Origin of the sequence: Psychrobacillus sp. OK028 (assembly GCF_900103605.1) — a bacterium.
In the GTDB taxonomy this organism is placed as follows: Bacteria; Bacillota; Bacilli; order Bacillales_A; family Planococcaceae; genus Psychrobacillus.
Genome location: NZ_FNHY01000007.1, coordinates 1 through 11617 on the forward strand (window position 1 = coordinate 1; position 11617 = coordinate 11617).

Here is an 11617-nt window from a genome sequence, read left to right on the forward strand (position 1 = left end):
CCGCCAGCGTTCGTCCTGAGCCAGGATCAAACTCTCCATAATAGAGAACTTAAAAAGCTCATTTTGTTTTGCTGGCATCATCATTAAATGATGTCAAAAATTGTTTTGCTATCAGAATAATCAAGTTAATCTTTCAAGCTATATTTCTTAACGTTTTGCATGTTCAGTTTTCAATGTTCATGTTGTTTAAGTTGTCGTCTTGTTTCAGCGACCTTTGTATCTTAACATCCTTTTGACGACTTCGTCAACACCTTTTCATAAAGAATGTGTGTAAAATATGATAACATTTTATTCTGACAAATGCAACAATTAAAGAGAATTGATTCATTCCCCCTAAAACACTGACTTTATCCCAATGTGATGAGTTTATTTCTTAACTCAAATCTATCTAAATTTCTTAAATTTCATTTGATTTTATGAATATAACTTTAACTACTATATAACTTCTACTATATTATTCTCTCTCAATTTTCGAATTAAAACTCTAATTCGATGAATTTCATAATTACTTAATACTTCTATATAGAACAAATAAAAATAAGAGAGGCAAGATGCCCCTCTTAGAAATCTTATAGGAAGATAAAGTAACAAAGGAATATAACCCATAAACCATACATGATTGGGTGAATTTCTTTTATTCTACCTGCAACGATCATTGTAATTGGATAGAATAGGAATCCGATCGCAATACCAGTTGCAATTGAATAAGTTAAAGGCATTGCAATAATTACGAAGAAAGCAGGCACTGCAACTTCGAATTTTCTCCATTCTATGCTTCCTAAAGAAGATACCATTAATACCCCGACTATAATTAGCGCCGGCGCAGTCACATATGAAGTAACTACACTTAAGATTGGATAGAAGAATAATGCTAATAACATTAGTACTCCTGTTACTACTGCTGCAAATCCTGAACGTGCTCCCGCTGCAACACCTGCAGTTGATTCTACGTAACTAGTTGTAGTTGAAGTTCCCGCAACTGCTCCAGCAGTTGTAGCGATCGCATCTGCCAACAAAGCTTTACCCGCACGTGGTAATTTCTCGCCCTTCATTAATCCAGCTTGGTTTGCTACTGAAATCAATGTCCCAGCAGTATCAAAGAAGTTTACGAATAAGAAAGTAAGCACTACAACTAAAAATTGAGTTGTCATTAAAGAAGATGGATCATTAAAAATCGGATCAAGTGCAGCTCCAAAAGTTGGGCTTATATCAGGAATACTACTTACTATTCCAGTTGGTAGTGGTACCAGGCTGAAGATCATCCCAACGATAGCAGTAATCAACATCCCGTAGAAGATTCCACCTTTAATGCCTTTTACCATCATAATTACTGTAATAACGAGACCAAAAATTGTTAATAGGATATTAGGGTCCGTTAAGTCTCCAAGTCCTACGATTACAGAAGGATTACTTACGATAATCTTAGAATTTTGCAGACCAACGAAAGTTATGAACAAACCAATCCCAGCACCAACCGCATATTTCAACTCAGTCGGGATTGCATTTATGATTGTTTCACGAATTCCAGTTAAAGAAAGAAGAATAAAAATAACTCCTGCCACAAAAACACCAGTTAAAGCAATTTGCCACGAAATCCCAAAGTCTAGTACTACTGTAAAAGCAAAGAATGCATTTAATCCCATTCCTGGTGCTAATGCGATTGGGTATTTCGCTAATACTCCCATTAGTATGGAGCCAAGACCTGCTGCTAAAGCAGTTGCTGTAAATACCGCTCCTTTATCCATGTGCATAAAATCAGGTAATCCTTCTACACCCTCAAGTGATAGAATCATCGGGTTTACTACAAGGATATAAGCCATCGCAAGGAATGTTGTTAAACCACCAATTATTTCACTACGGTAGTTAGTGCCTAGTTCATCAAACTGAAAATACTTTTTCATAATTTCCTCCAGTTATTGTCTGTATAACAGAAAAAAGCATACAACTAGTAAATCAGTCGTATGCTTTAATATCTCAAGTAAGGGAAGAAAAGAATTATCCTTCTTCCTCTTAATCGTAGTCGAATCATTTACGGTGATTCGGTAGAGACTTTTGGGCCTTATTCCCAACGTTATACGACGACATAATTAAATTATGTATGTAATATAACATCATTATTTTAGAAAATCAATACCAAATCCGAACATTATATAAATTTATTTGATAATAGTTCGCTTTTATTTCTATACCCACTCATTCGGTGCTGGTGGCTTAGAAGTGATATTGTACAGCACATTCCTCTACCTTGATCCAAATGAGTTTCTAGTTATTTTTTAAAACGGGATTCCCAGTTAAACAATTGTTGCTAGTGAACGCTTTTTTAATTTCTATTGTTCATCTGTTTGTTTTTGCTTTTTTTTCAAATACTCTGCACGTATTTTTTCAAGTTGCTGCTTTTTATCAAATTTGGCTGGCTTGTGTTTTTCATGATACTTCGACACAGCAACCTGACCTTTGGTATCCAATTGGTATTTCCCCAGTTTGTTCACCTACTTTTCTTGTCTTTAAAGAGAATCTGTTCAGCAAATATAATATACCTTATTTTACTAAAGTAAATCTTTTTACTTTATTAGTGTACTGCCTAACCTTGCGTATATCCCCAAAAAGTTAGCAAAATATTTCATAGCCAAATGGTATTCATTATACTTATCTTTAGTTACCATTAGAGTCATCAATCAAGTCGCTAAATTTAACTAAAACAAAAAAACTCTTTCAGTTATTTGTTATAAATAACTAAAAGAGAGTTTAATTTTTGTAATTTAAATAGGTGTATGTTATTCAATGATTTAGATCTTAACAAACTACGGTAGACATTGACTGAACAGTCCTATTCCCACTCGATAGTAGCTGGTGGTTTACTCGTAATGTCATACACTACGCGGTTAATGTGTGGAACTTCATTTACCAAACGTACACTAACTTTTTCTAGGACATCCCATGGGATACGTGCCCAGTCAGAAGTCATTCCGTCGATAGAAGTTACTGCACGGATACCGATTGCGTAATCGTATGTGCGTGCATCGCCCATTACTCCTACACTACGGATGTCTGGAAGCACTGTGAAGTACTGCCAAATATCACGGTCAAGGCCAGCTTTTGCTATTTCTTCACGAAGGATGAAATCAGATTCACGAACGATTTCTAATTTTTCTTCTGTAATTTCACCTAATACACGAATTCCTAGACCAGGACCTGGGAAAGGTTGACGCCAAACGATTTTTTCGTCAAGACCAAGTTCTAATCCTAAAGCGCGCACTTCATCTTTGAACAAAGTTTTTAGCGGCTCAATTAGTTTGAACTGCATATCTTCAGGAAGTCCACCAACGTTATGGTGAGATTTAATCGTTTGGGCTGTGGCAGTTCCAGACTCTATTATATCTGTATAAAGAGTACCTTGTGCCAAGAAGTCCATTCCGTCTAGCTTAGCAGCTTCTTCATCGAATACATAAATAAATTCATTCCCGATAATTTTACGTTTTTTCTCTGGATCTGAAACACCAGCTAATTTATTCATGAAGCGTTCACGAGCATCGATTTTGATAACGTTCATATTAAAACCTTCTGTGAAAGTCTTCATAACTTGTTCCACTTCACCTTTACGGTTTAAGTTATGATCTACAAACATACAAGTTAGTTGGTCACCGATTGCTTTATGGATTAAAACCGCAACAACTGAGGAATCCACTCCACCACTTAATGCACAAAGAACCTTTTTATCTCCAACTTCTTGGCGAATATTTTGAAGTTGCATTTCCACAAAACTTTCCATAGACCAGTCGCCTTTAGCATGACAAACATCAAATACGAATTGACGTATTAACTCAATTCCATAAATAGAATGTCTAACTTCAGGGTGGAATTGTACTGCATAAAGGTTTTTCGCTTCATTCGCCATTGCAGCTACTTCACAGGATGGACTTGTTGCAATTACTTCAAAGCCTTCAGGTGCCACTGTTACATGATCTCCATGACTCATCCAAACCACTTGGTTTTCTGGAAGTTGTCCAAATAAAGGCGTTGGATTTTTCACATTAATCTCAGCTTTACCATATTCTCTATGAGAAGCTTTTTCTACTTTCCCACCGAAATGTTGAGACATCAGCTGCATACCATAGCATATTCCTAATATCGGCACACCTAAGTCATAAATAGCAGAGTCTATATGAAATGCATTTTCATCATAAACTGAGTTTGGTCCACCTGAGAAAATGATTCCAGTTGCATTCACTTTTTTCAATTCTTCAGCAGTTACTGTATGTGGAAGCAGTTCGCTATATACGCCAAACTCACGAATACGACGGGTGATTAGTTGGTTGTATTGACTTCCGAAATCTAGAACGACAATCTTTTCTTGTTCTTTTAACAATGGTGTTAAAGACATTAGCTCCACCTCTTCTTTTAAGTAATCCAACTTTTATCCTCAATAACCTTATATGATAAAAAAACGCGTCAGAAAGCATACCTCTTTCTACGCGTTTATGTTCTCTACATCAAAAAGGTGAATGCATATGTCTGAAAAAGACATGACTGCATTCACCTTCATAGTCAAGTTGTTAATGGCAACTTGGTAGAAACATCCGAACCATATCATCGGACATATACGAGGGCAACATTGGTCATTTTATTTGACTTTAGTTTACAGGTAGTTGCCCTCAAAATCAACCGCTAAGCTGATTGATTAAATTTTCCCAACTTTCTCTCATTGATACATAATTTATACCGTCTTTACTATTACCATATAAACCTTTTTCGTAGGCTGCCGTTAACTTGCTCATATGTGTTTCTCCAAAACTTGCATCTACGTATTTTGCATATGCAGATAACGTTTGTCCTGGTTCTCTTGTTATTCCATATGCATCCAACTGTTTTAATAACTGAAGATACATTTTTTCAAACGTATCCCAATCGTTTTTACGCATGCGGTTAACCGGTATTAATACTTTTACTAACCACTTTCTACGATAATGATATGCAAGCATAGAGAGTAATGCCAAACCGACTATCGTCCAAAAAATAAGTGCCTTATGATCAGATAACCATTTAGCAATGTTACTCATGATTTCTGTAAATCCTTTAGAAACTTCCTTCTCTTCTTTGTCACCTTGAGGTTTTTCAGGAGTTTTCTCAGGAGTATTTTCAGGTGTTTCCAATTCATCTTTTTCAGAATCTACATCATAATTTAGATTGATTGCATTTGAAAACCCAATAGTTGGTTCAAACGTCACCCATCCGACATTCGGAAAATAAGCTTCTACCCATGAGTGAGCGTTATTATTTGTCACCTCGTAAACAGGAAGTCCGTTTTCGCGATCAACAACCTCACCTGGTGCAAAGCCCTTCACCCAACGTGCAGGAATCCCTTCTGACCGTAATAGCACAACCATCGAGGTTGAGAAGTTATCACAATAACCTATCTTTGTATCAAATAAAAACTGATCCACGTAATCCGTATTGCCTTCTGGAATCGCAGCCAAATCCTGGTTATAACTGAAACCATTTAACTGGAAATACCGTTCAATTGATTTTGCTTTGTCATATAAACTTTCACTTTTTGAAGTGATAGAAGTTGCCAATTCTTTTACTCTGGTTGGTAATGTATCAGGAAGCTGTAAATAGCGATCGAAGTCACTGGATAATCCCTCTAAGTTTTTCGGCACTACCTCTCTGAGTTCTTTTAAGCTATAAACTGGCTCATTGTACGTTACATCATACATGGATATAGGCGTCTCATTGCCCCCATCGATGGTATATAGTTTTTGGGTGCTTACATCCATTGATAAACTAAATGGCACCCCTGAATTTACTTGTTTAATTCCATAGGGTTGCATGATAAAAGGATAAGCTTGGGACATGTAAATGCTCGCTACTAAAAATTCACCTTCCATAGCAGGAAGTATGTCAGATTCAATCGGCTCTCCAAGCTCAAAACTCTTCCAGATTGGAGACTCTATTGCTGAATTCACCCATCCTTTAGAAGTGTACGTATCCTTCGTTTCAATCTTCCAATATTGCTTTGTTGGTGTAGCCGCATAAAATACAGGGGTATTATCGTTCGCAAATGCTCCCCCTAACCGCTCATCGTTTTCTCCATAACCCACTTTTTGAGTAGCTCCACCAACGCCTTTTCCAGCATCACCGTTCGATGCATTTGGGCTAGTTGAGAGTAGAAAAGGCACTGGATCTGGCCAACTTGGACCTGCTTTTGGTAATACATAGGCAAACGCACTACTAATTACGACTACAGTTAACAAGCTTCCAATACTAACTGCTAAAAATGCACCATGAAGCCTGCCTTCTTGCTCATGCATCATTTTTTGAGCATATAACAGTCCTAATATGATAAATCCAGCCATTAGTACAATAATGATACTTTTCTCTCCACTATATGGACTAAACGTATCCAAAATCGTTATAAATAAAACCGTGAAAAGAAAGAATAGCATTAAGTTTTTACGAACTCGGATCCAATAGTTTAGTAAATAAGTAGTCATCCATAACAAAATAAAAAACAAAAATGTACGGAAGGGATCCGTTACATCAGACCAGTCTCTCCCTAACATAGAAGTAATATTGTCTATGAACATCTCCACTAGTAATCTAAAACTCTCTAACGATAAGAAAGAATAATCTGTATAGATATGTACGATTACCCAACAAATATATACTAACTTAATTGGAAATACGTATAGCCATTTCCATTTCAAAAGATAAAACACAAAGGAGATAACCAAATACCAACCAAATAAATTTAAATAATCGGTATCAGTAAGTACAATGACTGGCTTTAACCACTCCAACATTAGGATAAAAACGAACAAATAAATAAATCCGGATAGGAAGTATTCCTTTGTTTTTTTACTCATGTGCGTTTCACCTCCAAAAAGGCTTGGGCAAAACGATCCTTCGTAATGGTTTGTACCTGAAATCCTCTACTTGCCGCATACTTGTACATAGCATTCTGCTCTCTTGTCGTTTTTTCCGTTTTGGAATTGATAACAAAACAAGTACATGCACGGAGATTTGTTGCATTTTTTTGTACACTATCCATCCATTCATACGTTAGGTTACTAGTAATATATAAAAGTGTTGTTGCATTAGACAGAGATTTGTCATGCAAAAAGACCTGATCCAGTGGTTTTGTTAAGTCATCTTGAACTTTTGTTAAGTGGTACAGCACTCGTTGCAAATGCTGGTCTGTCTGTACCTCTGGTAAAAACATTCGTTCAGAACCGACTGACAGAAATGCAGAGGATGCTTGGTGTCTGACAATCGCTTGCATAATTGATGCCGTTAAATCGACCACTTCTTCAAACAATGGAGAAGGAGTTCGGTCAATCACTACGAACATATCCTGTGATTGGCGATCTTCAAATTCCTTTGTTTTTAATGTCTGTGTTCTAGCAAATGATTTCCAGTGAATCCACGATACTCTATCCCCCGGCTGGTAGGATCTGACGCCAGTCGCCATCGATGTATCTTTCATCGCTTGAATTCTAGAAGCAGCTGCCCCTTGGTCATATCTCGTTTCAATCGGAATATAGACCATCTCGGTCAAATTAGGAAACACTAGAATAGTTTTAGGATTGGTAATAAATACTTCCTTTTTCACCCATCCAAACATATCACTTACTTGCATGCTCGTCCCTACTAAAACATGCTCCCCTCGTGGAATATGTTCTATTTCATAGGTCCATGAAAACTCCTTTCTCATGCCCCAAAAAATAAGCTGTTTCCATGACGTTTGTGAGGCAAGAGAAGGACTCACCTTCTCCTCCAGCTGAACATACATTAGCGGAAAACGACTTTTTCTATTTACATGAATAGTTGCTGAGAATCTTCCTCCGCTTTGCACTTTGCGCGTTTCAATTATTCGCACAACAGTAATATCCGATAACGAATTCATATATAACAGTATTGAATACAAAGAAATTGGAATGACTAAATAAAACAAAAACCAGCTAACAAAGCCGCCTTGAAACATGGCGTATACAAATGCTACTACTAGCAGAAATAGTACGCCTACTACTCCTCGAACCCTCCTCCACCGATTAAACAATAGCTTCATTGACTTACAGCCCTCTTAATCGGGACCGGTGTACGTTTCACAATTCGAGCTAGCACCTCTTCTGATGAAATACCATCGTATCGTGCTTCGGGACGTAAAATGACCCGGTGTCCGAATACATAGGGCATCAAATACTGTATATCATCTGGAGTAACATAATCTCTGCCGTGAAGCATGGCAAGTCCCTGCGATGCACGCATCAATGCAATAGATGCACGCGGGCTAACCCCGAGATAAATATAAGTATCTTGTCTTGTACGATTGGCCAAATCTACAATATAGCTCTTCATCGTTCCATCTACCTTTACTTGTTTCACTTGTTTTTGTAGCTCGATTAATTCCTCGAGGGAGATGACTGGCAATAATGTATCAATCGGTGATGCGTGCTCTAATCTATTTAATACTTCAATTTCCTCGCTCGGATGTGGATAACCCATCTTTAATTTCAATAAAAAGCGGTCTAGCTGTGCTTCTGGTAGCGGATAGGTTCCTTCATGTTCAATCGGATTTTGCGTTGCCATAACAAAAAATGGCTTCGGAATTGGAATCGTGACTCCATCAATTGTAACGGATGCCTCTTCCATCCCTTCTAGTAGCGCTGATTGCGTTTTAGGGGATGTACGATTGATCTCGTCCGCAAGTACAATATTCCCTAATATCGGTCCAGGTCTAAACTCAAATTCCATTTCCTTTGGATTGTAAATAGATACACCTAATACATCAGAAGGCAACAAATCCGGTGTGAACTGGATTCTTTTGAAATCAGCTCCGATTGATTTAGCAAGCGCACGTACCATCATCGTTTTCCCTACCCCTGGTACATCCTCTAATAACACATGCCCCTGGGCCAATAAAGCAACAACAGCAAGCTGTGCTATATCCTTTTTACCGATCATTACCTTTTCTATGTTTTCAATGATCGCTTCTATCTGTTCTCTTTCTCTCATCCATTTTCCCCCTCAGGTCCCCTATAAATAGATTTGTGTGAAAATTTATACAATACAATATAAGCATACCCAAAATTTGCCTACAGTACAAATAGAAAACAAAAAATCGAGCTGTCTTTTAATCGACAGCTCGACTTATCTTTATATGATGTTATTTCCAAAAGTCATCAAAAACTGTGACTGGTAAATGACGCTTATGCATAGATCTATTATAAAAGCCTTCAATTTTCTCTTGTGCTTCCGTAGAGACCTTTTTACCCTCTAGATAATCATCAATAACTTCATATGTGACTCCTAGCGCTACTTCATCTGGTAAAGCAGGTCTATTTTCTTCTAAATCTGCTGTAGGAATTTTCGTGTACAGATGCTCAGGACAGCCCAATTCCTTTAATAACTGCTTGCCCTGACGCTTATTTAAGCGAAAGATCGGGGTAATATCTACCCCACCATCTCCGTATTTTGTATAAAAACCAGTGACAGCCTCTGCTGCGTGATCAGTACCAAGAACAATCCCATTATACATAGCAGCGACAGAGTATTGAGCTTTCATCCGCTCACGTGCCTTTTCATTGCCTTTAGCAAAATCAGAAAGAGTGATTCCTGCTTCATCTAAAGCCTTTTTACTTGCGTCCACCGCACCTTTAATATTAATCGTCAAACGTTTACTCGGCTTAATAAAATCGAGTGCATCCTGGCGATCCTTTTCATCAAATTGAATACCGTACGGCAAACTTACAGCTATAAAGGAATACTTCTCCTCGCCTAGCTCATTATTTAACTCATCTACCGCAAGCTGTGCGAGTTTACCAACTAGTGTAGAATCCTGCCCACCTGAAATACCTAATACCATACTTTTTAGAAATGTGTGCTTCTTTAAATAGTCCTTCATAAAATCGATACTAATACGTATTTCCTGTTGAATATCAATGGTCGGTTTTACCTTTAATGCTGCAATTATTTCTTGTTGTTTAGCTGACATTATTATCTACCTCCATTTTGTTCAATAAAATTATGCTCCATCTCCTTAACCTCTTGAATATTACGCATTTTGTTATCCCAGCATTTTTGGCTTAAATCTACTGGATATTCCTCAGGGTTTAGAGAGCGTTTGTACTCATCCCATAACAAATCAAGATTTTCATGCGCATATTCACGAACCTTCGATAGCTCCGGAATTTCATATATTAGTTGACCATTTTCAATCACTTTTTGATGTAAATCCTTTGCCTCAAAATTCGTCACAAATTTGGAGACAAATGTATGCACAGGGTGGAACATCTTTAGTCGTTCCTCATGTGTTGGATCTTCATCATGCATTGTAATATAGTCTCCTTCTGCCTTACCATTTTCTTTATCGATAATTCGATAAAGTTTTTTCTGACCAGGAGTTGTAACTTTTTCAGTAGTGGAAGAAATCTTAATCGTATCCTCCATTACTCCAGCTTCATTTTCAATGGAAACAATTTTATAAACAGCTCCAAGTGCCGGTTGGTCATACGCTGTGATTAGCTTTGTTCCAATACCCCAGCTATCCACCTTGGCTCCCTGTGCTTTTAAGTTAAGAATCGTATATTCATCTAAATCATTGGATACAACAATTTTTGCATCAGGGAAACCAGCTTCATCCAACATCTTTCTTGCTTCCTTTGAAAGGAATGAAATATCACCTGAGTCTAGACGAATCCCGATAAAGTTAATTGTATCTCCCAGCTCTTTTGCTACTTTTATAGCTGTTGGCACTCCCGTTTTCAGTGTATTATATGTATCCACTAAAAATACACAATCCTTATGACGCTTTGCATAGGAATGGAAAGCTTCATACTCATCTTTATATGCTTGCACTAATGAGTGGGCATGTGTGCCGGAAACAGGAATCCCGAACTTTTTCCCTGCTCGCACATTACTTGTTCCGTCTATACCACCTATATATGCAGCCCGCGTTCCCCAGATTGCTGCATCCATCTCTTGTGCACGTCTAGAACCAAACTCCATCGCAATTTCATCTTTAATCACTTGTTTTATCCGAGACCCTTTAGTTGCGATTAGCGTTTGATAATTGACAATATTAAGCAGAGCAGTTTCTACTAGTTGCGCTTCTGCAAGTGTAGATTCAATGCGAATAATTGGTTCATTCGGAAATACTAGCTCCCCTTCTACCATGGAATATACATTCCCAGTAAAACGAACAGTACGCAAATACGCAATAAAGTCTTCTCTGTACCCAAGCTCTTCCTGCAAATATTCCAAATCACTATCGCTAAAGTGAAAATTCTGTAAATAATTTAGACATCTCTCTAGCCCTGCAAAAATTCCATATCCATTACCAAACGGTAGCTTGCGGAAAAACAATTCAAACACAGCTTTGCGTTCATGCATATTATCTGCCCAATAGGCCTCCACCATGTTAATTTGATATAAGTCTGTATGTAAGGCTAAACCGTCATCTGGATAATTTTTTTTCATAAAAATCCCCTTCTCCATAACTATTGAACTAAGTATACACTATTTACCCTTTTTCTTGGCAAGTAATCCATTACGTGAAGTGTGTGTCAATCTATCTGGAAGACACTTACTTGGAAATGCAGTGAACGACTCTGATAATGTT

Annotated in this window: 8 protein-coding genes and 2 riboswitches; all 8 genes read right to left on the reverse strand. The window is 37.6% G+C overall.

The genetic code is table 11. The features are described 5' to 3' along the window. Window positions 1-569: 569 nt before the first annotated feature. The 8 genes from BLR36_RS12355 to BLR36_RS12390 all read right to left on the reverse strand — a co-directional run bounded on the left by BLR36_RS12355 (window position 570) and on the right by BLR36_RS12390 (window position 11475). On the reverse strand, window positions 570-1901 hold the full coding sequence (locus BLR36_RS12355) for an NCS2 family permease (protein WP_093062060.1): 1332 nt from the start codon (window positions 1899-1901) through the stop codon (window positions 570-572). Window positions 1902-1997: 96 nt separating this feature from the next. Further along, window positions 1998-2099, reverse strand: a riboswitch (purine riboswitch). Window positions 2100-2327: 228 nt separating this feature from the next. After that, a complete protein-coding gene (locus BLR36_RS18840) occupies window positions 2328-2465 on the reverse strand; it encodes a hypothetical protein (RefSeq protein WP_175454070.1) in 138 nt (45 codons plus the stop codon). Window positions 2466-2827: 362 nt separating this feature from the next. Then, window positions 2828-4381: a glutamine-hydrolyzing GMP synthase gene (gene guaA, locus BLR36_RS12365; protein ID WP_093062061.1), complete on the reverse strand. Its 1554-nt coding sequence runs from the start codon at window positions 4379-4381 to the stop codon at window positions 2828-2830. Between the two features lie 141 nt (window positions 4382-4522). Further along, window positions 4523-4624: riboswitch (purine riboswitch) on the reverse strand. Window positions 4625-4658: 34 nt separating this feature from the next. After that, entirely contained in the window at window positions 4659-6863 is a 2205-nt protein-coding gene (locus tag BLR36_RS12370; protein WP_093062062.1) for a DUF4129 domain-containing transglutaminase family protein, read from the reverse strand. Continuing rightward, complete coding sequence (locus tag BLR36_RS12375) at window positions 6860-8065, reverse strand: DUF58 domain-containing protein (RefSeq protein ID WP_093062063.1); 1206 nt, start codon at window positions 8063-8065, stop codon at window positions 6860-6862. The genes BLR36_RS12370 and BLR36_RS12375 overlap by 4 nt, the downstream gene beginning before the upstream one ends. After that, a complete protein-coding gene (locus BLR36_RS12380; protein WP_093062064.1) occupies window positions 8062-9012 on the reverse strand; it encodes an AAA family ATPase in 951 nt (316 codons plus the stop codon). Before BLR36_RS12380 ends, BLR36_RS12375 begins: the two co-directional genes overlap by 4 nt. Before the next feature lie 151 nt (window positions 9013-9163). Further along, window positions 9164-9991, reverse strand: coding sequence for an ammonia-dependent NAD(+) synthetase (nadE, locus tag BLR36_RS12385; RefSeq protein ID WP_093062065.1), 828 nt, complete (start codon window positions 9989-9991; stop codon window positions 9164-9166). A 2-nt stretch (window positions 9992-9993) separates the two neighbouring features. Beyond that, complete coding sequence (locus BLR36_RS12390) at window positions 9994-11475, reverse strand: nicotinate phosphoribosyltransferase (protein ID WP_093062066.1); 1482 nt, start codon at window positions 11473-11475, stop codon at window positions 9994-9996. Window positions 11476-11617 lie beyond the last annotated feature (142 nt).

Bases quoted from the DNA above. Each gene is read 5' to 3' on its own strand.
- guaA (WP_093062061.1), bottom strand. From the start codon at position 4,381: ATGTCTTTAACACCATTGTTAAAAGAACAAGAAAAGATTGTCGTTCTA.
- nadE (WP_093062065.1), bottom strand. From the start codon at position 9,991: ATGTCAGCTAAACAACAAGAAATAATTGCAGCATTAAAGGTAAAACCG.
- BLR36_RS12380 (WP_093062064.1), bottom strand. From the start codon at position 9,012: ATGAGAGAAAGAGAACAGATAGAAGCGATCATTGAAAACATAGAAAAG.
- BLR36_RS12390 (WP_093062066.1), bottom strand. From the start codon at position 11,475: ATGAAAAAAAATTATCCAGATGACGGTTTAGCCTTACATACAGACTTA.
- BLR36_RS12370 (WP_093062062.1), bottom strand. From the start codon at position 6,863: ATGAGTAAAAAAACAAAGGAATACTTCCTATCCGGATTTATTTATTTG.
- BLR36_RS12355 (WP_093062060.1), bottom strand. From the start codon at position 1,901: ATGAAAAAGTATTTTCAGTTTGATGAACTAGGCACTAACTACCGTAGT.
- BLR36_RS12375 (WP_093062063.1), bottom strand. From the start codon at position 8,065: ATGAAGCTATTGTTTAATCGGTGGAGGAGGGTTCGAGGAGTAGTAGGC.